Consider the following 23,013-nt stretch of genomic DNA (forward strand, 5'->3'; position numbering starts at 1 on the left):
TGTCAGACAGCAGCGCCGTGCTTGCGCAGGATTTCACGCGCCTTGCCGACCGAGCTCATGTCGATCACTTCGTCCATGTCGATCATGACGTTGAACGCTTCTTCCAGCGCCGCGACCACGGACATGTGCGCGATCGAATCCCACTGCGGAATCGTGTTGTAACGCAGTTCGTCGGTCACCTGCGCGGTATCGATGCCCAACACGCGGGCGAACACGGCCACAACCTGATCTTCGTTGCTGGAGTTGCTCATAGGAATTTCCGGAATCCGTTAAGAGATGAATTGAATTGGAAGCCAAGCCGGGCATACAGATTGATGATGCCGGTATTGGCGGCGGACACCAGCGTCGTGCAGCGCTGGATATCCCGGGCGGCCAGTGATTGCAGTGCCGTGACCCATAGCGGCATGGCCAGCATGGCGTACGGGGCGGCGGCGCCGGTCAGCAGCAGCTCTGCCCTGTGCTCGTCAGCGAAGACACGCTCTGCATGGAAGCCAATGACGCGGCCGCGTGATTCGGCGGTCTGCACCAGCTGGGCGTTGACCAGGTCCTCGATCCAGTTGGCGGTGCGAAGACGCGCGTGTGCAGGGTCGATGGCAGGGTCTTCCAGAAAACGGCCATGCCCGAAATCGTCGGCGGCGATGGACCGCAGCAACGGGATGTCTGCGGCAACTGCCGGTCGCAGCGCAGGCAGCATCCCGCGCGGGACCGCGGGCAGCTGTCCCATGCCGCTGCGCGACACCGTCAGTGAGGTTTCAACGAACTGGAAGCCACAGCCGAGCACCGCGGCACGCAGCGCATGCGCATTGGCATCGATGCGGCCGAACAGGTAGTGGACACCCTGTTGCCTGGCCCAGGCCTGGGTCTGGTCCAGCAATGCGGCCGCCTGGTCGGTGGTGGCCGCATCCAGACGGGTGATCTCGGCGGTGGTGAAAGCCAGCGCGCGCTCGTCCCAGGGCGTCAGGCGCGCCTCGACCACGCCGCCGTCCGCCTGCACAGACAGGTGGGTCATGGCGCCGCTCCGTGAACGGTCGTTTCAGAGACGATGTAGTAGGGGCGCCGCTGCACGTTGCGGAAGACCTGGCCGACGTACAGGCCCACAACGCCCATGGAGAACATCATCAAGCCGCCAATCAGCCAGATGGCGGCGATGATCGAGGTGTAACCTGCAACCTGGATGTCCCCGTCCCACCAGCGCCAGAGGCTGATGGCAACCATGACGAAGGCGACCAGCGCGCAGAACATGCCGGTGCCGGCCACCATGCGCAGCGGCTTCTCCGAATAACCCAGAGCGATGTTCATGGCCAGGCGCAGCAGGCGTCGCAGGGTGTAGGACGATTCACCCTCTGCACGTTGCTGGTGGCGTACGGGAAGCTTGCCGGTGCGGAAGCCGGCCCATTTCACCATCAGCGGGAACGAGCGATCACGCTCCGGCATTGCACAGACCGCATCGATGACCTTGCGGTGGAAAATGCCGAAATTGGCGGTGGAAGGGTCCTGCGGTACGCCGGTCAGCCAACCCAGCACCGCAAAGAACCCCCACGACGAGAGGCGCTTGAGCGGAGAGTCCATCCGCTGTACCCGCTGCGCGAACACGGCTTCAAACTGCTCATCCACGGCCTTGCGGTACAGGCCGGGAATTTCTGCAGGTACATCCTGCAGATCGCAATCCATGACGACCGTCCAACGGCCTTGCGCGTGCTCGATGCCGGCCGAAATGGCCGAGTGCTGCCCGAAATTGCGCGAGAGCTTCAGGCCCTTGAGCCAGGGCCGGCTGGCAGCCAGTTCCTGGATGCGCGGCCATGCGCCGTCGGGGCTGGCGTCGTCGACCAGAATCATCTCGAACGACACGCCCATGGATCCTGCCGCAGCCTGGACCTGATCGACGAGATCTTCCAGGCACCCTTTACAGCCATAGACAGGTGCGACGACGGACAGTTCGACGTGCGGCTGCGGAGGGGAAGGCGGAACAGCGGTCATGGAGTGGTGGGCCTCGGCGCCATCTTCAGGGAAATCGGATCCATCGCGCCGGCGCTTCCGCCAGGAGGGGATAAATCCGGCAACGGAAGAGTATAGACGCCCGGGCAGAGTCCGGCATGACGGCGGCGGCGCAGGCGCCGCCACCGTCGCGTGAGTCAGAGCGCCTTTTCCAGCTCCGGCAGGATTGCGAACAGGTCGCCGACCAGGCCGATGTCGGCAATCTCGAAGATCGGCGCATCGCCGTCCTTGTTGATTGCCACGATGGTGCCGGCGTCCTTGATGCCGGTGAGATGCTGGATCGCACCGCTGATGCCCACGGCCACATACAGCTCCGGCGCGATGATCTTGCCGGTCTGGCCGACCTGCAGATCGCTGGGCACATAGCCGGCATCGACGGCGGCGCGCGAGGCACCGACGGCGGCACCGAGCTTGTCGGCCAGCTGGAAGATGACCTTGAAGTTCTCTTCCGAACCCACGCCGCGGCCACCGGAGACCACGCGCTTGGCGGCCTGCAGGTCCGGGCGGTCGCTGGCACCGGCGGCCAGTCCGACGAAGCGGGTGTGGGTCGGCAGGGCCGCGTCGACGCTGGCCGCTTCAACGGTGGCGTTGCCACCCTGGGCGGCTTCCGGCCAGGACGCGGCGCGCACGGTGGCGACCACGATCTGGTCGGCCGGGGCTTCCACGGTGATGATCGCGTTGCCGGCGTAGATCGGGCGCTTGAAGGTGTGGCTGCCTTCCACGCTCATCAGGTCAGAGACCTGGTTGACGCCGAGCAGGGCGGCCACGCACGGCATCAGGTCCTTGCCGAAGGTGGTCGACGGGCCGAACACATGGGTATAGCCCTTGGCCAGCTGCGCGATCTGCGGCGCCAGCACCTGGGCGATGGCCTGCGCGTTGGCGGCGTTGGCCACGGTCAGGACCTTGGCGACGCCGGCGATTTTCGCCGCTTCGGCGGCAACGGCGGCCGGGTCGGCGGCCAGCACCAGCACGTCGATGCTGGCACCGCTGATGGCGGCGGCGGCGCTGACGGTCTTGGCGGTGGCGGCGTTGAGCTTGCCGTCGTGGTGCTCGGCGATGACGAGAATCTTGCTCATTACAGCAGCCCCTTCTGCTTGAGTGCGGCAACCAGTTCGGCCGCGTCCTTGACCATCACACCCTTGCTGCGCTTGGACGGCGCGGCGTACTGGGTGGTCTTGAAGGTGTCGGCGGCTTCAACGCCGAGGTCGGCCAGCTGCAGGGTCTCCAGCGGCTTGGCCTTGGCCTTCATGATGTCCGGCAGCTTGATGAAGCGCGGCTCGTTCAGGCGCAGGTCGGTGGTGACCACCGCCGGCAGATCGACTTCCAGCGTTTCCAGGCCGGCATCGACTTCGCGGGTCACCGTGGCCTTGCCGTCGGCAATGTCCAGCTTGCTGGCGAAAGTCGCCTGCGGGCGGCCCCACAGCGTGGCCAGCATCTGGCCGGTCTGGTTGGCGTCGTCGTCGATGGCCTGCTTGCCCAGGATCACCAGGTCCGGCTGTTCCTTCTCGATCAGCTTGAGCAGGGTGCGCGAGGCGGTCAGCGGCTGGATGGCCTGGTCGGTGACGACGTGGATGGCACGGTTGGCGCCCATGGCCAGGCCGTTGCGCAGGTGCGCCTGGGCGTCGGCCGGAGCGATGGTGGCAACCACGACTTCGCTGGCGATGCCCTTGTCGCGCAGGCGCAGAGCTTCTTCCAGGGCGATTTCATCGAAGGGATTGGGAGACAGCTTGACGCCGTCGGTGACCACGCCGGAACCGTCCGGCTTGACCTGAATGCGGACGTTGTAGTCCACCACGCGCTTGTACGCGACGAGGATTTTCATCTGGTACGGGGTCCTTGTAGTGCCGGCCGCTGGCCGGCTCACATTTGCTGGGGGGAACATCCGGTCCTGCAACAGCAACCGGTTCGGGGGTGGGATCCCGATTCTAGCTGGCTTGGGGCGACCATGCGAATGCGTATGGTGATGCTGCATCGCGGCATGAAACGGGCCTGCCAGGAGCGCCATTCACGCCACACTGGCAGTCGTGAAGACGGGGGCATGTATGCTGTGCCGCTGTGCGGGAGCGCCCACGTGCGCCCCATGGATGACATTTCGATCAGGAGAACAGGTAGTGCCCACATGGCTTGTCACCGGCGGCGCCGGATTCATTGGCGGTAATTTCGTTCTTGAAGCCGTCGCTCGCGGCATCAAGGTCGTCAACCTTGACGTGCTGACCTACGCCGGCAACCTGAAGACCCTGTCCAGCCTGGAGGGCAACCCCAACCACGTGTTCGTGCAGGGCGACATCGGCGACCGTGAGCTGGTCGCCCGCCTGCTGGCCGAGCACCAGCCGGACGCGGTGCTGAATTTCGCCGCCGAAAGCCACGTCGATCGTTCCATCGATGGCCCGGGCGCCTTCATCCAGACCAACGTGGTGGGCACCCTGGGCCTGCTGGAAGCCGTGCGCGACCATTGGAAGGCGCTGCCGGCCGAGCAGGGCGCGGCGTTCCGCTTCCTGCACGTGTCCACCGACGAGGTGTACGGCACCCTGGGTGAGACCGGCAAGTTCAGCGAAACCACCCCGTATGCGCCCAATTCGCCGTACTCGGCGTCCAAGGCCGCTTCGGACCACCTGGTGCGTGCGTTCCACCACACCTACGGGTTGCCGGTGCTGACCACCAACTGCTCCAACAACTACGGCCCGTACCACTTCCCGGAAAAGCTCATTCCGCTGGTGATCGCCAAGGCGCTGGCCGGCGAGCCGCTGCCGGTGTACGGCGATGGCAAGCAGGTGCGCGACTGGCTGTTCGTGTCCGACCACTGCGAGGCGATCCGCACCGTACTGGCCAAGGGCCAGGTGGGCGAGACCTACAACGTGGGCGGCAACTCGGAAAAGCAGAACATCGAAGTGGTGCAGGCCATCTGCGCACTGCTGGACCAGCGCCGCCCGCGTGCGGACGGCCAGCCGCGCAGCAGCCAGATCACCTATGTCACCGACCGCCCCGGCCATGACCGCCGCTATGCGATCGATGCCTCCAAGCTGAAGAACGACCTGGGCTGGGAGCCGGCCTACACCTTCGAGCAGGGCATCACCTTCACCGTCGACTGGTACCTGGACAACCAGGAATGGGTCAACGGCGTGCTGGACGGCAGCTACCGCCTGCAGCGCATCGGCACCGCGGCCTGAACCCAGGAGACGACATGACCCAACGCAAAGGCATCATCCTGGCCGGCGGTTCCGGCACCCGGCTGTATCCGATCACCAAGGGCGTCAGCAAGCAGCTGCTGCCGGTGTATGACAAGCCGATGATCTATTACCCGCTCAGCGTGCTGATGCTGGCGGGCATCCGCGAGGTGCTGATCATCAACACCCCGCACGAGCAGGCGCTGTTCCAGCAGCTGCTGGGCGACGGCTCGCAGTGGGGCATGGACATCCAGTACGCCGTGCAGCCCAGCCCCGATGGCCTGGCCCAGGCCTACCTGATCGGCCGCGATTTCGTGGCCGGCAAACCGAGCTGCCTGGTGCTGGGCGACAACATCTTCCACGGCCACGGTCTGCGCGAGGTGCTCAAGCGCGCCGACGAGCGCACCGACGGTGCCACTGTGTTCGGCTACTGGGTGAATGACCCGGAACGCTACGGCGTGGCCGAGTTCGACAAGACCGGCAAGGTCATCGACCTGGTCGAGAAGCCGGAGAATCCGCGTTCGAACTATGCGGTGACCGGCCTGTACTTCTATGACGGCAATGCCAGCGCGCACGCCGCCGAACTGAAGCCGTCGCCGCGTGGCGAACTGGAGATCACCGATCTCAACAAGCGCTACCTGGCCGAGGGCAACCTGCACCTGGAAGCGCTGGGCCGCGGCTATGCCTGGCTCGATACCGGCACCCACCAGTCGCTGCTGGAAGCGTCCAACTTCATCGAAACCATCCAGACCCGGCAGGGCCTGCAGGTCTGCTGCCCGGAGGAAATCGCCTTCGGCCAGGGCTGGATCAACGCCGAACAGCTGGAAGCGCTGGCGGCGCCGCTGATCAAGAATGGCTACGGCCAGTACCTGCACAAGCTGGCATTGCGTGGAGTTGTTCCGTGAAAGTGATTGAAACCAAGTTGCCCGGCTGCGTGGTGATCGAGCCGGCCGTGTTCGGTGATGCGCGCGGCTATTTCTTCGAGACCTGGAACGCCGAGCGCTTCGCTGCGCTGGGCCTGCCGGATCGCTTCGTGCAGAGCAATGTTTCCACTTCGGCGCAGGGTGTGCTGCGTGGCCTGCATTACCAGTGGCCGCGCCCGCAGGGCAAGCTGGTCAGCGTGCTGGAAGGCGAGGTCTATGACGTGGCCGTCGACATCCGTCGCGGTTCGCCGACCTTCGGCCAGTGGGAAGCGGTGGTGCTGAGCGCGGAGAACAAGAAGCAGTTCTGGATTCCCGAAGGCTTCGCCCACGGCTTTGCCGTGCTGTCCGAGCGCGCGGTGTTCAGCTATCTGTGCACCGAGGTCTACCTGAAGGACTTCGATGCCGGCGTGCGCTGGAACGATGCCGACATCGCCGTGGATTGGCCGATCAGTGCGCCGACGTTGTCGGCCAAGGACGAGAACGCGCCATTCCTGAAGGACATCGCTGAAGACCGCCTGCCGGTCTACACCCCATGACGGTGCTGGTGTTCGGCGGCAACGGCCAGGTCGGCCAGGAACTGCTGCGCGCGCTGGCGCCGCTGGGTGCAGTGGTTGCCACCACCCGCAGCGGCCAGCTGCCCGACGGCAGCGCCTGCGAAGTGGCCGACTTCGGCCAGCCCGACAGCCTGCCGGCGCTGCTGGACCGGCTGCAGCCGTCGGTGGTGGTCAATGCCGCCGCCTACACGGCGGTGGATCGTGCCGAACAGGACGCCGAGGCCGCGTTCGCGGCCAACGCGCAGGCGCCGGGTGTGCTCGCGCGCTGGTGCGCGGCCCACGACGTGCCATTCGTGCACTACTCGACCGACTACGTGTTCGACGGGCAGGGCACTGCGCCGTATCGCGAGGACGAGCCGACCGCACCGCTGGGCGTGTACGGCACCAGCAAGCGCGACGGTGAGGATGCCGTGCGTGCCGCAGGCGGGCGCCATCTGATCTTCCGCACGGCGTGGGTGTATGCCTCGCACGGCGCGAACTTCATGCGCACCATGCTGCGCGTGGGGGCCGAGCGTGACCAGCTGCGGGTGGTGGCCGACCAGATCGGTACGCCGACGCCGGCCGCGCTGATTGCCGATGTCACCGCGCAGGCACTGCAGCATCCGGGCCAGCTTTCGGGCACCTGGCATCTGACTGCCAGTGGCCAGACCAGCTGGCATGGCTTCGCCGAGGCGATCTTCGCGCAGGCATTGGCGACCGGCGTGCTGGCCAAAGTGCCAGCGGTGGAAGCGATTGCCAGCTCCGAGTACCCGACCCCGGCCCAGCGTCCGGCCTGGTCGGTGCTGGACAACCGCAAGCTGCAGCAGGATTTCGGCATCGTGCTGCCGGCGTGGCAGGACGGCCTGAAGCGGGTGATGGCCGAAGTGGCCAGCGCGTAGCGTCGAGCTTGCTCGACGGCGCCTGCACCGTGTGCCGACCAACGGTCGGCACCCACCCCACCCACGGGCGCCGGATCAGCTGCGCCCGTAGGTGTCCTCGAAGCGCACGATGTCGTCTTCGCCGAGATAGCTGCCCGACTGCACTTCGATCAGTTCCAGCGGCAGCTTGCCCGGGTTGCGCAGGCGATGGGTCACGCCCAGCGGGATGTAGGTGCTCTGGTTCTCGCTGAGCAGGATCACCTCGTCGCCGCGGGTTACCTCGGCCGTGCCGCTGACCACGATCCAGTGCTCGGCGCGGTGGTGGTGCATCTGCAGGCTCAACGTACCGCCCGGCTTGACCGTGATCCGCTTGACCTGGAAGCGCTCGCCGTTGTCGATCGAATCGTAGGCGCCCCACGGACGATAGACCTTGCGGTGCCAGGTGGCCTCGCTGCGGCCTTCGGCCTTGAGCTGCGCCACCACTGTCTTGACGTCCTGCATGCGGTCGGCCTTGCCGACCAGCACCGCGTCATCGGTTTCCACCACCACCACATCGTCCAGCCCCACCAGCGCCACCAGGCGCTGCGCGTAGGCATAGGTGTTGCGGCAATCAATGGCGATCACATCGCCGTGGTGGGCGTTGCCGTCGCCGTCCTGCTGCGAGACATCGCGCAGCGCCGTCCACGAGCCGACGTCATTCCAGCCCGCATCCAGCGGGATCACCACCGCATCGGCGGTCTTTTCCATCACCGCGTAGTCGATTGAATCGGACGGCACCGCACTGAAAGCGTCCTTGTCCAGGCGGGTGAAGTCGGCATCGCGGCGGGCCTGCTGCCAGGCGCTGCGGCTGCCGGCCAGCATCGCCGGCTGGAAGCGTTCCAGTTCCTGCAGGTAGCGCGAGGCCTTGAACAGGAACATGCCGCTGTTCCAGTAGTACTGGCCGCTGGCCACGTAGCCGGTGGCGGTCTCCAGGTCGGGCTTTTCGACGAAGCGCTCGACCGCACGCAGGCCCTGGCCGTCGGCCGCCTTGATGTAGCCGTAGCCGGTTTCCGGGCCGGTCGGCACGATGCCGAAGGTGACCAGCTTGCCGGCTTCGGCGGCACCGCCGGCGGCCTGAACCGCTGCGCGGAACGCCGCTTCGTCGGTGATCACGTGGTCGGAGGGCAGCACCAGCAGCAGCGCATCGGCGCCGTCGCGGGTGGCTTCCAGCGCGGCCACCGCGATCGCCGGCGCGGTGTTGCGGCCGACCGGCTCGAGGATGATCGCGGCCGGTTCGGCGCCCACCTGCTGCAGCTGCTCGGCGGCGACGAAGCGGTGTTCTTCGTTGGCGATCACCAGCGGGCCACGCGCGGCGAGCGGCGCCACGCGCTGCCAGGTGGCCTGCAGCATCGTCAGTTCACCGGCCAGCGGCAGGAACTGCTTCGGGTAGGCCTCGCGCGAAAGCGGCCACAGGCGGGTGCCGGATCCGCCGGACAGGATGACAGGCTGGAGGCTGCTCATGGTCTTCCCCGGTTACTGCTGGATGAGGCGGGAGAGCTCATCGGTGCGCGCCTGCATCAGCGCGGCATCGCCGCGCGACTCGACGTTCAGGCGCAGCAGCGGCTCGGTGTTGGAACTGCGCAGGTTGAAGCGCCAGGCACCAAAGTCGGCACTGATGCCATCGGTGTGGTCCAGCGCCGGCGACTGCGCGGCGAAATGCTCCATCACGCGCGCCACGGCAGCCTTGGCATCGGCCACCTTGAAATTGATCTCGCCGCTGCACGGATAGGCAGCCATGCGGTCCTCCACCCAGTCGGCCAGCGAGCGGCCGCTTTCGGAAACCAGCTGTGCGATCAGCAGCCACGGGATCATGCCGGAGTCGGCATAGGCAAACTCGCGGAAGTAGTGGTGGGCGCTCATCTCGCCGCCGTACACCGCGTCCTCGGCGCGCATCTTTTCCTTGATGAAGGCGTGGCCGCTCTTGCACTGCACCGGCACGCCGCCGGCCTGCTCAACCATGTCCACGGTGTTCCAGACCAGGCGCGGGTCATGCACGATCTTGCCGCCGGGGTTGCGCGCCAGGATTGCCTTGGCCAGCAGGCCGACCAGGTAGTAGCCCTCGATGAAGCGGCCGCTGTGGTCGAAGAAGAAGCAACGGTCGAAGTCACCATCCCAGGCGATGCCGAAATCGGCGCCGTGTTCGCGCACCGCGTCGGCGGTGGCGGCGCGGTTTTCCGGCAGCAGCGGATTGGGGATGCCGTTGGGGAAGCTGCCATCGGGTTCGTGGCAGATGCGGATGAACTCGAACGGCAGGTGCGGGGCGAGCAGGTCGACGATGGCGCCGGCGCCACCGTTGCCGGCATTGACCACCAGCTTCAGCGGCTTGAGCTTGCCGGCATCGACGTAACTCAACAGATGGTCGATGTAGGCGCTCTTGTCGTGCTGCTCACTCTGCCCGGCGCGCGGCGGCTCTGCCGCGGAGGTATCGGCGGCCACCGCATCGGAAATCGCGAACAGGCCGGTATCGGAGCTGATCGGCCGTGCGTTTTCCTTGACCAGCTTCATGCCGTTGTAATCCATCGGATTGTGGCTGGCGGTGACCATCACGCCGCCGGCCGCACCCAGATGATCGGTCTGGAAATAGACCTCTTCGGTGCCGCACAGGCCGATGTCGATCACCTCGCGGCCGGTGCCGCGCAGGCCGGCCGCCAGCGCGTCCTGCAGCGCCGGGCTGGTCAGGCGCACGTCGTGGCCGAGGACCACCGGGCCCGGCGCGAGCTGCGCGGCCAGGGCCACGCCGATGCGGCGTGCCAGGTCTTCGTTCAGTTCTTCCGGCACGCGGCCGCGGATGTCGTAGGCCTTGAAGGCGGGCAGGGGCATCGATCGGATCCTTGGTGAGCTCAGCCCCCGATTGTAGTGCCTGCGCTGTATGGGAAGCGTTTCCATGCCGCAACGCCACGTGACCGGTGCAGCGGCTGGCCTAGAATGGGCGCATTACATCAACGAGGTGAGGGCGTAGATGAGCAACCCGGCAACGACCGGCGGCAGGCGCAGCAAGCGCTTTGCCAGCGCGGCCCAGGCGCTGGAGGGCGTGGTCGCCGATGGCCAGACCCTGGCGGTGGGCGGCTTCGGCCTGTGTGGCATTCCCGAGGCGCTGATCGCTGCACTGCGTGACAGCGGCGCCAAGGGCCTGACCGTGATCTCCAACAATGCCGGCGTCGATGGCTTCGGCCTGGGCCAGCTGCTGGAAACGCGGCAGATCAGCAAGATGATCTCGTCCTACGTGGGCGAGAACAAGGAATTCGAGCGGCAGTTCCTGGCCGGTGAGCTGGAGCTGGAGTTCAATCCGCAGGGCACCCTGGCCGAACGCCTGCGTGCCGGCGGCGCGGGCATTCCGGCATTCTTCACCGCCACCGGCTACGGCACGGTGGTGGCCGAAGGCAAGGAAACACGCGAGTTCGACGGCAAGCACTACGTGATGGAAACCGCGCTGCGCGCCGACGTGGCGCTGGTCAAGGCGTGGAAGGCCGACGAAGCCGGCAACCTGGTGTTCCGCAAGACCGCGCGCAACTTCAACCCGGCCTGTGCGATGGCCGGCAAGGTCTGCATCGTGGAAGTGGAGGAGGTGGTGCCGGTGGGCGCCATCGATCCGGACCAGGTGCATCTGCCGGGCATCTATGTGCACCGCATCGTGCACAACGCGCACCCTGAGAAACGCATCGAACAGCGCACCATCCGCGCGGAGGGCAACTGACATGGCGTGGACCCGTGACGAGATGGCGGCGCGCGCTGCCCAGGAACTGACCGATGGTGCCTACGTGAACCTGGGCATCGGCCTGCCGACCCTGGTCGCCAACCATATCCCCGAGGGCGTGGATGTGTGGTTGCAGTCGGAGAATGGCCTGCTCGGCATCGGCCCGTTCCCGACTGAAGCCGAAGTCGACGCCGACCTGATCAATGCCGGCAAGCAGACCGTCACCGCCCGCGCCGGCGCCAGCTATTTCGGCAGCCACGACAGCTTCGCGATGATCCGCGGTGGCCACGTCAACCTGGCCATCCTCGGGGCCATGCAGGTGACCGACAAGGGCGACCTGGCCAACTGGATGGTGCCCGGCAAGATGGTCAAGGGCATGGGCGGTGCGATGGACCTGGTGGCCGGCGTACAGCGCGTGGTGGTGCTGATGGAGCACACTGCCAGGAACGGCGAACACAAGATCCTGACCGAATGCACGCTGCCGCTGACCGGCGTGGGCGTGGTCGACCGCATCATCACCGATCTGGCGGTGTTCGATGTCACCGATGACGGATTGCGGCTGGTGGAAGCCGCGCCGGGTGTCGGCGATGACGAGCTGAAGGAAAAGACCGGCGTCGCTTTCCAGCGCGCCTGACTGGTACCGGCAGGGGCCCATGCGGGCCCCTGCGTTCAGCTGCGCCGTGCGTAGGTGTAGTCGCCGTCGTCGATGTCGGGCTCGCCCAGGCACGCCGCTGCACTGATCATGCGCAGCCCGGCCTGCTCGCAACAGGCGCCCAGTGCACGCTCGATGGCATGGGCGAGGGTGCCATCGATCTGGCCGTGTTCGGCCTCGAAGTCACTGCGATAGAGGTGTGCGTCCAGCAACGGGCGCAGCGCCTGCAGCCGCCACCACCCCATGCTGCCGGCCGCAAAGCGGCTGGCCTGCAGCGGTTGCCGCAGACCCAGTCGGGCCTGCAGGCGCGCCAGCGCGGGACCGTTGCCGCCCACAAAACCGCTCACCGGCAGCAGGTGGCCCTCAGCGGCCACCATGCCCAATGCAGGGTCGGCCTGGAAGGCGGCGTGGAGGCGTGCGGCGCGCCCGCCCTGTACCAGCCGTTGCAGCAGTTCCTGCCGCCATTGATCGCCGTCGGCGCGGTGGGTTGAACGCTTGGTATGCAGCTTCAGCACCACATCGTGGTGATCCTGGAGCAGCCGCTCGGCCACTTCGAGGAAGGGCAGGATGTCGCGTCCCCGGTTTTCCACCGCGCTGACCTCACCCTGCAGCCCCTGTGCCGACAGTGCCTGCTGGACCGCCTCGACCTGATGCGCCGGCGTGGTCACGATGATCCGCCACGGCAGCGACGCCTCGCGCAGCGCGCCCAGCACCTCCGGCAGCGTTTCCAGATACCAGGCATGGATGTGCACCGCCGGTTGCCGATTCCCGGCCGGTGCCGGTGACAGCGCATCGCGCGTTGCCTGCAGCCAGGCGTGGCCGAGCCGTGCGTCGGGCTCCAGTACGGCGCCTTCGGCCCATTCGTTCCAGGCGTTGATGAAGACCAGGCGTTGGTTCTGCGCTGCCGTCGACAGGCGCTCATGCACGGTACTGCGCAGCCAGTCGCGGTAGCCGCGCGGCGAGGCGTGCAGGTACACGCGGCCACGCCCGGAGCGGCGTGCCTCGTTGTCCCAGCCGGGGTTCACGCCGGGATAGAGCGGATAGTCCGGCAGCGGGCGTGCAGCGATGTCGGCCGCCAGTTCGCGCCAGTCGCGGACATCGCCATGGAACTCCGGGTTGAGCAGCCACTGCTGTGCCGACAACGAGCCGGGATTGCTCATGTTCGGCGGAAACTCGATGGCCGCGTCGAAGCCGATGTCGCGCGGATCCGGGCGTTCGAACCCCTGTACGTAGGCCAGATGGATCTCGCCGATGCCGTTGTCGCGGCACCAGTGGCGCCAGCGCTCGCCGGTGGCGCGTGCGTCGGGCAGCAGATTGGGGCGGTAGACCAGCAGCATCGGCCGGCCATCGACCTTCAGGGCGCGGCGGTCGCGCAGGTACGGCGCCACGTGGGCGATGAAGGCCAGATCGTCTTCAGCGCTGTGCTGCTGGCCGATCAGGATGTCTTCGTCGCGGCCATCCCAGCGGCGTGCCCAGTTTTCGTTGGCCCAGCACAGGCAGAACGGCAGTTCGATGCTGTCATCGGCCAGCCACTGGCGCACCGGATCTTCCATCAGGGTGCGGCCGCTGAACCAGTAGAAATAGAAGCAGAACGCGCCGATGCCGTGCTCGGCCGCAAGTTGCGCCTGGTCACGCATTACCTGCCGGTTGCGCAGATCGTAGAAGCCCAGGTCCGCCGGCAGGCGTGGTTGCACGTGCCCTTCAAACTGCGGCAGTGCACGCGTGACGTTGCGCCATTCGGTGAAGCCCTTGCCCCACCACGCGTCATTCTCGGGGAAGGTATGGAACTGCGGCAGGTAGAAGGCGACCAGCGTGGCCGGCAGCGTGGAAGGCAGTGCCTGCGACAGCTGCGGGCGGTATCCGATGGCCGCCTCGTCGGCCCGCCAGCGCAGTTGCGCGTTGGCCGGCGCACCCTCGGCATCGCGCTGGCCCCGCGGTGGCGGCGGCACCCAATCGGCATGCCGGGCCAGCAGCCGCGCGCGCAACCGGTCGCGCTGTGCCTGTGGCAGCGGCAGCGCCCGGAACGCGGCGCGCAGCAGCGGGAACAGTGTCTGGCGCAGGCTCATCGGGGGTGGCACCAGGACGGCAGGCGGAACACGGGGATCGGCATCGGGGCAACGGTCATGCGGGCATTTTCAGCGCTGGCGGCCGTGACGGCAAACACCGGCATGCTAGCGTGTGGCCATGCTCTTCCCCCACCACCTGCCCGATGCCGATGTCCAGCACCTGCCGGGCTGGCTGGCCGCTGCCCGGGCCGATGCCCTGATGGCTGGGCTGCAGGCCGACGTGCCCTGGGAGGTGCATCGCATCCGCATGTTCGGCCACTGGGTGGACTCGCCACGGTTGAGCTGCTGGATCGGCGACCCACAGGCCCGCTATCGCTACTCCGGCGCCGACTTCGTGCCGCAGCCGTGGCCGCCTGCGCTGCAGGCTCTGCGTGAGCAGCTGCAGGCCGACGGTGTCGGCCGCTTCAACAGCGTGCTGCTGAACCGCTACCGCAGTGGCGGCGATTACATGGGCTGGCACAGTGACGACGAACCGGAGCTGGGGCCGGCACCGGTGATCGCCTCGCTGACCCTCGGTGCGGCACGGCGCTTCCTGTTGCGCCGGCGCGATGATCCGGCGCGCAAGGCCGAATTCGTGCTGGGCCACGGCGACCTGCTGGTGATGGCCGGGCCGACCCAGCGCTATTACCAGCATGCGCTGCCGAAGATGGCGCGGGTGCAGGGCGAGCGCATCAACCTGACGTTCCGCTGGATCACGCCGCGCGGGTGAGGGCGGGGTCAGTGCAGATGGGGTCAGAGCCCTTTCGCGGTGCGAAAGGGATCCGACCCCGCTGCGCTTCAGCGCTTGCTGCCGGCGTCCGCCTGGCCGCTGGTCAGGGTCCAGCCAACCACGTCCTGCGCCAGCTGCTGCAGGCCGCGTTCGAAGGCGGCGGTCACCGCCGGCACGTCCGTGCTGCCGACCGGTTGTGCCTGACGGAACGTGCGGTCGGCGACCACACGCTGGTCGGCCACGTGGATCAGCTTGGCGTTGAGCTCGATCACCACCGTCGGCGTCGCCTGGCCCTGGTAGTCCGATTCGAAGCGGCGCACGTCGGTGGACAGCTTGTAGTCGGCACGGATGCCGGCAGCGCTGCGGGCCACCCCGCCGATGCGGCCGGAGTCCTCGAAGCCGCGCAGCAGGGTGTCTTCGATCATGTCGGTGGCCGGCTGCGCCCAGCTGGCACCCTTGTAGATCTCCAGCTGCGAAGGCGTCGGCCGCACATTGATGCGCGGGCTGTCGACCATGCGTGCGGCGCTGGGCTTGGCCAGCACCAGCTGCCAGCTGGCCTGCGGCCACGACGGATCGGCCTTGACCTGCACGGCCGGCGAGTACAGCGTCACCGCCGTTTTCTCGCTGCTGCCCAGGATGGAGCAGCCACCCAGCAGGGCGACCATCGAAGCGGCCAGCAGCAGGCGCGGAAGCGGCATCGGGTTCATTTGGGTTCGAACTCCTTCGGTGCGTCGCGGCCCAGCAGGTAGCGCGCGGGGTTGTTCTCGAGGCGGTCGCTGACCCGGCGCAGGTCGCGGATCAGGCCGCGCAGTTCGGTCAGCGTCGGGCCCAGCTGGCCCAGGCCATCGTTGGCGAAGCTGTTGATGGCCGCGCGGTTCTCGCCCAGGATCGAATCGGCGTTGCCGGCCGCCGAATCGAGCTTGGCCAGGGTCGCGTCGAGCTTGTCGATGATGCCCGGCAGCTGCTGCACCAGGTTCTTGTCCAGGCGCTCGATGGTGCCGTTGGTTGTCTTCAGCGTGGTATCGAGGCTGCGCGCGGCATCACGCGCGCTGAGCAGCAGCGCCTGGGTGCCCTGGTCGCGGTCGGCCAGGCCCCCACTGATGGTTTCCAGGTTGGCCAGGGTGGCGTTGATCGAGGCCACGTTGCGGTCGCTGAGAATCTGGTCCATGCGCTCGACGATGCGGTTGGCCACATCGGTGATGTTCTGCAGCGCGGAGGGCGTGGTCGGGATGATCGGTGCCGGGTCCTTGTTGACCGTGGTCAGCGCCGGCGACTGCGGCGTGCCGCCACTGAGCTGGATGATCGACGGCCCGGTCAGGCTGGTGATCGCCAGCTTGGCGCGGGTATCGGTCTTGACCGGCGTGGTCGAATTGAGGCGGATGCGCGCAACCACCTGGCGCGGGTCATCGGGGACCAGATTCAGCTCGGTGATCGAGCCGACCGCGATGCCGTTGTACTGCACCGGGCTGCCGACCGACAGGCCGGTCACCGCCTCGCGGAACACCACGCGGTATTCCTGCCAGGTGCGGTCGGACGAATACTTGGCCGCCCACAGGCCGAAGGCCAGCAGGGCCAGGCCGGTGATCAGGGTGAACGCGCCGATCAGCACGTAGTTGGCTTTGGTTTCCATGGCTCAGGCACTCTCGATCTGTTCGCCGCGCGCGGCACGCGCACGCGGTCCGTGGAAGTATTCCTGGATCCACGGATGATCCAGTTTCTCGATGTCCGGCAACGGCGCGTTGGCGACCACCTTGCGGTCAGCCAGCACGGCGACGCGGTCGCAGATGGCGTACAGCGTGTCCAGGTCATGGGTGATCAGGAACACGGTCAGCCCCAGCGCTTCCTGCAGGGTCTTGATCAGGCGGTCGAACGCCGCCGCACCGATCGGGTCCAGGCCGGCGGTGGGTTCATCCAGGAACAGCAGCGGTGGGTCCAGTGCCAGCGCACGGGCCAGCCCGGCGCGCTTGCGCATGCCGCCGGACAGCTGCGAGGGCAGCTTGTTGATCGCATCGGCCGGCAGGCCCGCCAGCTTCACCTTCAGCAGCGCCAGTTCGTAGTGCCAGCGCTCGGGCAGCTCGCGGTGGTGCTCCTTCAGCGGCACCTGCACGTTCTCGCCCACGGTCAGCGAGGAGAACAGGGCGCCGTCCTGGAACAGCACGCCGGTATTGCGCTCGATGTGCAGGCGGCTTTCGGCATCGTCGGCACGCGCGTCGCGGCCGAGCACTTCGATCTGCCCCGCATCGGGTGTACGCAGGCCGAGGATGGAGCGCATCAGCACCGACTTGCCGGTACCCGAACCCCCGACCACGCCGAGGATTTCGCCACGGCGCACGTCCAGGTCCAGGTCTTCGTGCACGGTCTGGCTGCCGAAGCGGTTGACCAGCCCGCGCACGCGGATGGCCAGCTCATGGCCGTCGCCATCGCGCATGTCGAGGGTTTCGTTGGCAGGCGATAGGGTCATCTCACCAGTCCATGTGCATGAACCACAACGCCGCGAAGGCGTCGATGATGATCACCAGCGAGATGGTCTGCACCACGCTGGAGGTGGTGCGTTCGCCCACCGACTGCGCGGTGCCTTCCACCTTCAGCCCTTCCAGGCAGCCGATCAGGCCGATCACCAGCGCGAACACCGGCGCCTTGGACAGGCCGACCAGCATGTGCCGCACTTCCATCGTCTCGTGCATGCGCGCGATGTACATCTGTGGCGGAATATCCAGGTCGAACGCACCCACGGTGATGCCACCGGCCAGGCCGGCGATCATCGCGATGAAGGTCAGCAGCGGCAGCGTGACCAGCAATGCCAGCAGGCGCGGCAGCACCAGCAGATCGACCGGGTCCAGCCCCAGCGTGCGCATCGCATCGATCTCCTCGCGTGCCTTCATCGCACCGATCTGCGCGGTGAACGCACTGGCGGTGCGGCCGGCCAGCACGATCGCGGTCAGCAGCACGGCGAACTCGCGCAGGAAGGCGATGTTGACCAGCTCGACCACGTAGATCTCGGCGCCGAAGTCGCGCAGGATGGTCGAGCCGAGGAAGGCGATGACCGCGCCGACCAGGTAGGACAGCAGCGCCACCAGTGGCACCGCATCCAGGCCCACCTGTTCCATCTGGTGCACGGTGGCGGTGAGCCGGAACCGGCGCGGTTCCTTGACCAGGCGTGCGGCCTTGACCAGGTTCTCGCCGAGGAAGCTGCACAACGCCTTGATGTTGTGGCCGGTGGCATGCACGCTGACACCCAGGCGCTCCAGCGCGGCCAGCACGCCGAAATCGCGCTTGGGCTTGGGCCGGTCATCGGCCACTTCCTCGATGGTGCACACCAGCGCCTGATGATCCGGACGGAACTGCAGGGCCTCTTCGCCCAGGTCGGCGCGGTGGGCCACACGCAGCACCTGCAGCACGCCGGCCGAGTCCAGCTGTTCGATGCCCGTGGCATCGATGCCGGTCAGCTTGTCGGGAACGCCATGCAGGACCTCGGCCGCGGCCAGCGCGGTCTTCAAGGTCCAGGTGCCGGACAGGTGGATCAGGCCCGGGTCATGGGCGTCCTGCTCGAGCTGGGGGCGTGGTTCGGGGTCACGTGGGCCATTCGGATCGCAGCATAACCGTTCTGTAGCGGACGTCGGGTCGAACCCGGCTGAATTTATCCGGCAGGGCCCGGCGTAGGTAATACTACGGCGCATGTCCGCAGACGCTCACACGATCCCCACGCCCCAGGCCACCTACGCACAGCGCGTGGCCTTCGTTTCCGAGATCGCCGGACGCCTGCACAGCTATGGCACCACGGCCCAGCGCCTGGAAGCGGCGGTGGTGGCACTGGCACGCCAGCTCGATCTGGATTGTGAACCGTGGTCGAATCCCACCGGTATCATCCTCAGCTTCAGCGACCCGGCACAGGCGATCGGTTCCAGCGACATCACCCGCGTGATCCGCCTGGCGCCCGGTGAGAACGACCTGCACAAGCTCAGCGTGGCCGACCACATTGCCGAGGAAGTGTCCAACGGCCGGATGAGCATCGCCCAGGGTCACACCGCGCTGCGCCAGCTGGACAAGGACCCGGGACGGCGCGGCAAGCTGCGCACCATCCTGTCCTTCAGCCTGGGCGCGGCCGGCGTGGCCGGCATGTGGAAGCTGCCGTGGCTGGACATCGCCACCGCCGGTGTCATCGGCCTGATGATCGGCCTGCTCGGCATGGTCACCGACCGTCGCCCGGCCACCCGCGAGGCGGCCGAGGCGCTGGCTGCGCTGCTGGCGGGCATGGTCGCCACGCTGGTGGCCTCCTTCATCGGTGCGCTCAACCTCAACACCGTGATCATCGCTTCGCTGGTGGTGCTGCTGCCCGGCATGTCGCTGACCAATGCGGTCAACGAACTGGCCAGCCAGCATTGGGTATCGGGCACGGCGCGCTTTGCCGGCGCGCTGACCACCATCATGAAGCTCAGCGTCGGCGCGATGATCGCGGTGACCCTGGCCGATGTGCTCGGCCTGGACCCGGTGATCCGCGCCGCGCGGCCGCAGGGGCCATGGGTGGAGTGGGGCTCGCTGCTGACCGCGGCATTCGCCTTTGCGATGCTGTTCAAGGCCAACCGTCGCGACTATCCATGGGTGATCGCCGCGTCGGTGGCCGGCTATGCCATCTCCAAGTTCGGTGGCCATGCCTGGGGTGCACCGGCCGGCATCTTCCTGTCGGCGATGCTGTTGACCGCCGGCGGCAATCTGTTCGGCCGCCTGGTCGGGCGCCCCGGCGCGATCATCCGCCTGCCGGGCATCATCATGATGGTGCCCGGCAGCACCAGCCTGCGCGGCGTGCTGACCCTGGTCCAGCAGCAGGACGTGGGCGCCGGGCAAAGCGTGTTCCTCACCGTGCTCAACGTGGTGATGGCGCTGGTGGCCGGCCTGCTGTTCGGCAACCTGCTGATGCCGGCCCGCAAAACCCTGTAGGTGTGGACCGTTGGTCCACACACCGGGAATGAAAAACGCCGGCTTTCGCCGGCGTTTTTCATTGCATCCCGATCCGGCCTCAGGCCTTCTTGATCAGGAAATCTTCCGGCTTCTTGTTGCCCTTGGCGGTCAGCTCGGCCATCCAGCGCGGCTGCTTGCCACGGCCGGTCCAGGTTTCCTTCGGGTTGGCCGGGTTGCGGTACTTCGGCGCCACCTTGCCCAGCTTGCGGCCGGCGGTCTTGGACGGCGCCTTGGCGGCCTTGGCCACCTTGCGCGCGCGCGGTGCCGGGGCGTCGCCGAACAGTTCCTCGATCGTGTAACCCTCGGTCTTGGCCAGCTTGGTCAGCTGGGCGCGAACCTTGGTGATCGGCCGGCGCTTGGCAACGATGGTCTGCTGCTTCTTCGCGGTGCGGATCAGGGCGCCCAGCTCGCGTGCCGACAGGCCGGTCAGGTCAATGCTCATTTACGGTTACTCCAGAAACTAATGTGTGGACGGGACGAGCCAGTCCATGGCGTCGCGGGACAGAATAGAGATGAATTATTCCAAGCACAAATACTGCCGGGACAGGTCTTGGCGAGCTGCCGGCTGCAACGCGGGCATTTTGACCGGATTATGTCTGCTGCCATATTCCGGCGGGCCGATCACCGGCAAAAAAGACCGGGGCATGCCCCGGTCCTGTGTGCCGATCAACCCTGCAGGCGCTGCAGCAGGGAGGCCTTGTCCAGGCTCTCGGCTTCGCTGGCACGGCGCGAACGGTACTCGTAGGTGCCCGCGGCCAGGCCACGTTCGCTGACCACCACGCGGTGCGGAATACCGATCAGTTCCATGTCGGCGAACATCGCGCCCGGGCGCAGGCCACGGTCATCGAGCGCCGCATCCAGGCCGGCGTCGCGCAGTTCCTGCAACAGGCTGGCCGCCGCTTCGGCCACCGCAGCGTCACCCTTCGGGTTGATCACGCACACCACCACCTGCCACGGCGCCATCGCGTCCGGCCAGATGATGCCGGCATCGTCATGGTTCTGTTCAATTGCGGCAGCCACCACGCGCGAGATGCCGATGCCATAGCACCCCATCGCCATCACTGCGGCCTTGCCGTTCTCGTCCAGCACGGTGGCGTCGAGTGCTTCGGCGTACTTGCGGCCAAGCTGGAACACGTGGCCGACTTCGATGCCGCGGGCGATCTTCAGCTCGCCACCATCCAGTGCCCGGTCACCGGCACGCACGTTGCGGATGTCGGCCACTTCCGGTTCCGGCAGATCGCGGCCCCAGTTGACGCCGGCCAGGTGGAAGCCGGCTTCGTTGGCGCCGACGACGAAGTCGGACATCGCCGCCACTTCGCGATCGGCGACCACGCGGATGGCCTTGGCCGGGGCGACCGGGCCGAGGAAGCCGGGCACGCTGCCCAGGTACTCGGCGATCTCCGCTTCGCTGGCGAAGCGCTGTTCGTCCAGGCCGGCCACCTTGGCCAGCTTGATCTCGTTGACCTCATGGTCGCCGCGCACCAGCACCAGCACGAACTGCTGCGCCTGGCCTTCGCCGGCGACCAGCGCCACCGACTTCACGGTGCGCTGCAGGTCGATGCCGAGCAGGGCGGCGACGTCCTCGCAGGTCTTCTGGGTGGGCGTGTCGAGCTTGCGCATCGCTTCGGTGGCGGCCGCACGCGGCGCCGGATCGGCCGCGATCGCCGCCTCCATGTTGGCCGCGTAGTCCGAGCCGGTGGAGAACACCAGCGCGTCTTCGCCGGAATCGGCGATCACGTGGAATTCCTGCGAGGCATCGCCGCCGATCGCGCCGGAGTCGGCCTGCACCATGCGGAAGTCCAGGCCGAGGCGGGTGAAGATGCGGCTGTAGGCCGACTTCATGTTTTCGTATTCGCGCACCAGGCATTCATCGTGCAGGTGGAACGAATAGGCGTCCTTCATCAGGAACTCGCGCGAACGCATCACGCCGAAGCGCGGGCGGATCTCGTCGCGGAACTTGGTCTGCACCTGGTAGAAATTCACCGGCAGCTGCTTGTAGCTGGACAGCTCGCTGCGCGCGAAGTCGCAGGCGGCTTCCTCGGCGGTCGGGCTGTAGCAGAACACCTGGTCCTTGCGGTCCTTGATCTTCAGCAGCTGCGGGCCGAACTTCTGCCAGCGCCCGGTCTGCTCCCACAGTTCCTTCGGCTGGATGGTGGGGATCTGGAATTCCACCGCGCCGGCACGGTCCATTTCCTCGCGCACGATACGTTCGACCTTGCGCAGCACGCGCAGGCCCAGCGGCGACCAGGTGTACAGGCCGGAGGCGAGCTTGCGGATCATCCCCGCGCGCAGCATCAGCCGGTGGCTGGTCAGCTCGGCGTCGCTGGGGGTTTCCTTGGTGGTGTGCAGGTGGAACTGGGAGAGGCGCATCGTCGGCTTCGGATAACGGCAGAGACGCCTATTCTGCCAGCCCGGCCGGGGTGGGGGTACTGGCAGGGCTGCGCCCTGCACCCGCCTCAAGCAACGTCAACTGCAACAGCCGAAGCAACGGCAAAGGCGGGCTTCCCGTGGGATGGCGGGGTGGGTCCGGTTGCGGGGGACGCCGTAAACCCGTCCGTGGGGGCTTGGCCGCGGCATCCATGCCGCGGACACCCCCGCAACCGGACCCACCCCGCCTTCGACAGTTTCCTGCGATTTGTTGGGCATGCCATTGGGGTCAGATCCGTTTTCCGCCGGAAAACGGATCTGACCCCGGATTCAATTCGATCTCTGACAGATTTCATCCACGCATGGCGTGGATCTACCGCCGTCACCTGGAACCTGTCGAAGGCGGGGCGGTGTCGGATTGCGGGGTGTCCGCGGCATGGATGCCGCGGCCAAGCCCCCAGGGATGGGTTTACGGCGTCCCCGCAATACGACACCGCCCCGCCAAACCCGCAGAAAGCCCAGAGCCGGCTGTTGCCGTTGCTGTTGCTGCTGAGGTTGCCGGCCAGCGGCCGGCACTACCGCAGGTGCAGGGCTGCAAGCCCTGCCGATACCCTCACTCCGCCGGGCAGTACGCCTTGATCGCCGCTTCCGCCAACCCCTTCTGCGCGCTGCGCTGTTCCGGGGTCAACGCGGTATCGGGCTTGCCGTCGCCATCGGTGTCGTGCATCACCTGGCCGGTGCCTTCCAGCAGGGCCAGGTTGGCGCGGGCGGTACTGCACGGCTCGGGCACCGTCGCAGCCGGAGCCTCGGCGCTGGCCGCAGCCTGGGGGCTGCGGGCCTGCTCGCGGGTCTCATACTTCCTGCCCGCCGGAGGGGTCTCCGAGTACTGCGTAACGCCATTGGCGTCCTTCCACTTGTACACCGGGCCGGCCACGGCGTTGGCACTGGCCAACAGCAGCAGGCATCCAAGGCTGGACAGGGCACGCATGGCAAACTCCGCAGAATGGGCGTAGAACGCCGATTGCAGCATTGGCGCC

General features: G+C 67.1%; 23 protein-coding genes. 8 read left to right on the forward strand and 15 right to left on the reverse strand.

The genetic code is table 11. The annotated features are described in order from the left end of the window. Positions 1-2 precede the first annotated feature (2 nt). The 5 genes from N4G47_RS01130 to N4G47_RS01150 form a co-directional block, all read right to left on the reverse strand. On the reverse strand, positions 3-251 hold the full coding sequence (locus N4G47_RS01130) for an acyl carrier protein (protein ID WP_475284708.1): 249 nt from the start codon (positions 249-251) through the stop codon (positions 3-5). Further along, positions 248-976 (reverse strand): GNAT family protein, encoded by a 729-nt coding sequence (locus N4G47_RS01135; RefSeq protein ID WP_475284710.1) that lies wholly within the window; start codon positions 974-976, stop codon positions 248-250. Before N4G47_RS01135 ends, N4G47_RS01130 begins: the two co-directional genes overlap by 4 nt. A gap of 29 nt (positions 977-1,005) precedes the next feature. Then, on the reverse strand, positions 1,006-1,977 hold the full coding sequence (locus tag N4G47_RS01140) for a glycosyltransferase family 2 protein (RefSeq protein WP_309336146.1): 972 nt from the start codon (positions 1,975-1,977) through the stop codon (positions 1,006-1,008). A 155-nt stretch (positions 1,978-2,132) separates the two neighbouring features. Continuing rightward, a complete protein-coding gene (locus N4G47_RS01145) occupies positions 2,133-3,071 on the reverse strand; it encodes an electron transfer flavoprotein subunit alpha/FixB family protein (protein WP_107232252.1) in 939 nt (312 codons plus the stop codon). Beyond that, the gene (locus N4G47_RS01150) at positions 3,071-3,817 is read right to left on the reverse strand and encodes an electron transfer flavoprotein subunit beta/FixA family protein (protein WP_032127985.1); all 747 of its coding nucleotides are present in this window, start codon (positions 3,815-3,817) and stop codon (positions 3,071-3,073) included. The genes N4G47_RS01145 and N4G47_RS01150 overlap by 1 nt, the downstream gene beginning before the upstream one ends. Positions 3,818-4,106: 289 nt before the next feature. On the opposite strand from N4G47_RS01150, the gene rfbB reads away from it, so the two are divergent. The 4 genes from rfbB to rfbD are packed head-to-tail and all read left to right on the forward strand — an operon-like array spanning position 4,107 to position 7,514. Continuing rightward, a complete protein-coding gene (gene rfbB / locus N4G47_RS01155; protein ID WP_475284713.1) occupies positions 4,107-5,162 on the forward strand; it encodes a dTDP-glucose 4,6-dehydratase in 1,056 nt (351 codons plus the stop codon). A 14-nt stretch (positions 5,163-5,176) separates the two neighbouring features. Beyond that, on the forward strand, positions 5,177-6,064 hold the full coding sequence (gene rfbA, locus N4G47_RS01160) for a glucose-1-phosphate thymidylyltransferase RfbA (RefSeq protein ID WP_249841996.1): 888 nt from the start codon (positions 5,177-5,179) through the stop codon (positions 6,062-6,064). Further along, complete coding sequence (gene rfbC / locus N4G47_RS01165) at positions 6,061-6,618, forward strand: dTDP-4-dehydrorhamnose 3,5-epimerase (RefSeq protein ID WP_249841995.1); 558 nt, start codon at positions 6,061-6,063, stop codon at positions 6,616-6,618. The genes rfbA and rfbC overlap by 4 nt, the downstream gene beginning before the upstream one ends. Next, positions 6,615-7,514 (forward strand): dTDP-4-dehydrorhamnose reductase, encoded by a 900-nt coding sequence (rfbD, locus tag N4G47_RS01170; protein ID WP_475284716.1) that lies wholly within the window; start codon positions 6,615-6,617, stop codon positions 7,512-7,514. The genes rfbC and rfbD overlap by 4 nt, the downstream gene beginning before the upstream one ends. A 75-nt stretch (positions 7,515-7,589) precedes the next feature. On the opposite strand, the gene N4G47_RS01175 is transcribed toward rfbD, so the two are convergent. Both N4G47_RS01175 and N4G47_RS01180 read right to left on the reverse strand, forming a co-directional pair. Further along, on the reverse strand, positions 7,590-8,993 hold the full coding sequence (locus N4G47_RS01175) for a mannose-1-phosphate guanylyltransferase/mannose-6-phosphate isomerase (protein ID WP_475284718.1): 1,404 nt from the start codon (positions 8,991-8,993) through the stop codon (positions 7,590-7,592). 12 nt (positions 8,994-9,005) lie between these two features. Continuing rightward, positions 9,006-10,352, reverse strand: a complete 1,347-nt coding sequence (locus tag N4G47_RS01180; protein ID WP_475284720.1) for a phosphohexomutase domain-containing protein — start codon at positions 10,350-10,352, stop codon at positions 9,006-9,008. Positions 10,353-10,491: 139 nt separating this feature from the next. On the opposite strand from N4G47_RS01180, the gene N4G47_RS01185 reads away from it, so the two are divergent. Further along, positions 10,492-11,226, forward strand: a complete 735-nt coding sequence (locus tag N4G47_RS01185) for a CoA transferase subunit A (RefSeq protein ID WP_249841991.1) — start codon at positions 10,492-10,494, stop codon at positions 11,224-11,226. A 1-nt stretch (position 11,227) separates the two neighbouring features. Beyond that, positions 11,228-11,860, forward strand: a complete 633-nt coding sequence (locus N4G47_RS01190; protein WP_475284722.1) for a CoA transferase subunit B — start codon at positions 11,228-11,230, stop codon at positions 11,858-11,860. Between the two features lie 35 nt (positions 11,861-11,895). Here N4G47_RS01190 and N4G47_RS01195 read toward each other — a convergent pair whose 3' ends face one another. Continuing rightward, positions 11,896-13,944: a glycoside hydrolase family 99-like domain-containing protein gene (locus N4G47_RS01195; RefSeq protein ID WP_475284724.1), complete on the reverse strand. Its 2,049-nt coding sequence runs from the start codon at positions 13,942-13,944 to the stop codon at positions 11,896-11,898. A 118-nt stretch (positions 13,945-14,062) separates the two neighbouring features. On the opposite strand from N4G47_RS01195, the gene N4G47_RS01200 reads away from it, so the two are divergent. Further along, positions 14,063-14,653, forward strand: a complete 591-nt coding sequence (locus tag N4G47_RS01200; protein ID WP_475284726.1) for an alpha-ketoglutarate-dependent dioxygenase AlkB family protein — start codon at positions 14,063-14,065, stop codon at positions 14,651-14,653. Positions 14,654-14,721: 68 nt separating this feature from the next. Here the strand turns inward: N4G47_RS01200 and N4G47_RS01205 are convergent, their stop codons facing one another. From N4G47_RS01205 to N4G47_RS01220, 4 genes are read right to left on the reverse strand one after another with little or no spacing between them, the layout of a single operon-like run. Continuing rightward, the gene (locus N4G47_RS01205; RefSeq protein ID WP_107232262.1) at positions 14,722-15,360 is read right to left on the reverse strand and encodes an ABC-type transport auxiliary lipoprotein family protein; all 639 of its coding nucleotides are present in this window, start codon (positions 15,358-15,360) and stop codon (positions 14,722-14,724) included. Continuing rightward, positions 15,357-16,283 (reverse strand): MlaD family protein, encoded by a 927-nt coding sequence (locus tag N4G47_RS01210; protein WP_057496696.1) that lies wholly within the window; start codon positions 16,281-16,283, stop codon positions 15,357-15,359. Before N4G47_RS01210 ends, N4G47_RS01205 begins: the two co-directional genes overlap by 4 nt. Before the next feature lie 3 nt (positions 16,284-16,286). After that, positions 16,287-17,114, reverse strand: a complete 828-nt coding sequence (locus tag N4G47_RS01215) for an ABC transporter ATP-binding protein (protein WP_475284729.1) — start codon at positions 17,112-17,114, stop codon at positions 16,287-16,289. Between the two features lies 1 nt (position 17,115). Further along, a complete protein-coding gene (locus N4G47_RS01220; protein WP_475289873.1) occupies positions 17,116-18,177 on the reverse strand; it encodes an MlaE family ABC transporter permease in 1,062 nt (353 codons plus the stop codon). A gap of 151 nt (positions 18,178-18,328) precedes the next feature. Between N4G47_RS01220 and N4G47_RS01225 the strand changes: the two genes are divergently transcribed. Further along, on the forward strand, positions 18,329-19,588 hold the full coding sequence (locus tag N4G47_RS01225; protein ID WP_475284731.1) for a threonine/serine exporter family protein: 1,260 nt from the start codon (positions 18,329-18,331) through the stop codon (positions 19,586-19,588). A 79-nt stretch (positions 19,589-19,667) separates the two neighbouring features. Here the strand turns inward: N4G47_RS01225 and N4G47_RS01230 are convergent, their stop codons facing one another. The 3 genes from N4G47_RS01230 to N4G47_RS01240 form a co-directional block, all read right to left on the reverse strand. After that, positions 19,668-20,051 carry an H-NS histone family protein gene (locus tag N4G47_RS01230; RefSeq protein ID WP_049398421.1) on the reverse strand — a complete coding sequence of 128 codons (384 nt, stop codon included), beginning with the start codon at positions 20,049-20,051 and terminating at the stop codon, positions 19,668-19,670. A 224-nt stretch (positions 20,052-20,275) separates the two neighbouring features. Next, positions 20,276-21,979, reverse strand: coding sequence for a proline--tRNA ligase (locus N4G47_RS01235; protein ID WP_475284733.1), 1,704 nt, complete (start codon positions 21,977-21,979; stop codon positions 20,276-20,278). Positions 21,980-22,589: 610 nt separating this feature from the next. Beyond that, positions 22,590-22,964, reverse strand: coding sequence for a DUF4124 domain-containing protein (locus tag N4G47_RS01240; RefSeq protein WP_475284735.1), 375 nt, complete (start codon positions 22,962-22,964; stop codon positions 22,590-22,592). Positions 22,965-23,013 lie beyond the last annotated feature (49 nt).

This window comes from Stenotrophomonas sp. GSD10 (assembly GCF_056172695.1).

Excerpts from the sequence above, each read along its gene's own strand:
- N4G47_RS01175 (WP_475284718.1), bottom strand. The coding sequence starts at position 8,993 with ATGAGCAGCCTCCAGCCTGTCATCCTGTCCGGCGGATCCGGCACCCGC.
- N4G47_RS01145 (WP_107232252.1), bottom strand. The coding sequence starts at position 3,071 with ATGAGCAAGATTCTCGTCATCGCCGAGCACCACGACGGCAAGCTCAAC.
- N4G47_RS01180 (WP_475284720.1), bottom strand. The coding sequence starts at position 10,352 with ATGCCCCTGCCCGCCTTCAAGGCCTACGACATCCGCGGCCGCGTGCCG.
- N4G47_RS01140 (WP_309336146.1), bottom strand. The coding sequence starts at position 1,977 with ATGACCGCTGTTCCGCCTTCCCCTCCGCAGCCGCACGTCGAACTGTCC.
- N4G47_RS01235 (WP_475284733.1), bottom strand. The coding sequence starts at position 21,979 with ATGCGCCTCTCCCAGTTCCACCTGCACACCACCAAGGAAACCCCCAGC.
- N4G47_RS01215 (WP_475284729.1), bottom strand. The coding sequence starts at position 17,114 with ATGACCCTATCGCCTGCCAACGAAACCCTCGACATGCGCGATGGCGAC.
- N4G47_RS01240 (WP_475284735.1), bottom strand. The coding sequence starts at position 22,964 with ATGCGTGCCCTGTCCAGCCTTGGATGCCTGCTGCTGTTGGCCAGTGCC.
- rfbA (WP_249841996.1), top strand. The coding sequence starts at position 5,177 with ATGACCCAACGCAAAGGCATCATCCTGGCCGGCGGTTCCGGCACCCGG.
- N4G47_RS01190 (WP_475284722.1), top strand. The coding sequence starts at position 11,228 with ATGGCGTGGACCCGTGACGAGATGGCGGCGCGCGCTGCCCAGGAACTG.
- N4G47_RS01185 (WP_249841991.1), top strand. The coding sequence starts at position 10,492 with ATGAGCAACCCGGCAACGACCGGCGGCAGGCGCAGCAAGCGCTTTGCC.
- N4G47_RS01230 (WP_049398421.1), bottom strand. The coding sequence starts at position 20,051 with ATGAGCATTGACCTGACCGGCCTGTCGGCACGCGAGCTGGGCGCCCTG.
- N4G47_RS01130 (WP_475284708.1), bottom strand. The coding sequence starts at position 251 with ATGAGCAACTCCAGCAACGAAGATCAGGTTGTGGCCGTGTTCGCCCGC.
- N4G47_RS01195 (WP_475284724.1), bottom strand. The coding sequence starts at position 13,944 with ATGAGCCTGCGCCAGACACTGTTCCCGCTGCTGCGCGCCGCGTTCCGG.
- rfbD (WP_475284716.1), top strand. The coding sequence starts at position 6,615 with ATGACGGTGCTGGTGTTCGGCGGCAACGGCCAGGTCGGCCAGGAACTG.
- N4G47_RS01150 (WP_032127985.1), bottom strand. The coding sequence starts at position 3,817 with ATGAAAATCCTCGTCGCGTACAAGCGCGTGGTGGACTACAACGTCCGC.
- N4G47_RS01200 (WP_475284726.1), top strand. The coding sequence starts at position 14,063 with ATGCTCTTCCCCCACCACCTGCCCGATGCCGATGTCCAGCACCTGCCG.
- N4G47_RS01225 (WP_475284731.1), top strand. The coding sequence starts at position 18,329 with ATGTCCGCAGACGCTCACACGATCCCCACGCCCCAGGCCACCTACGCA.
- N4G47_RS01210 (WP_057496696.1), bottom strand. The coding sequence starts at position 16,283 with ATGGAAACCAAAGCCAACTACGTGCTGATCGGCGCGTTCACCCTGATC.
- N4G47_RS01205 (WP_107232262.1), bottom strand. The coding sequence starts at position 15,360 with ATGAACCCGATGCCGCTTCCGCGCCTGCTGCTGGCCGCTTCGATGGTC.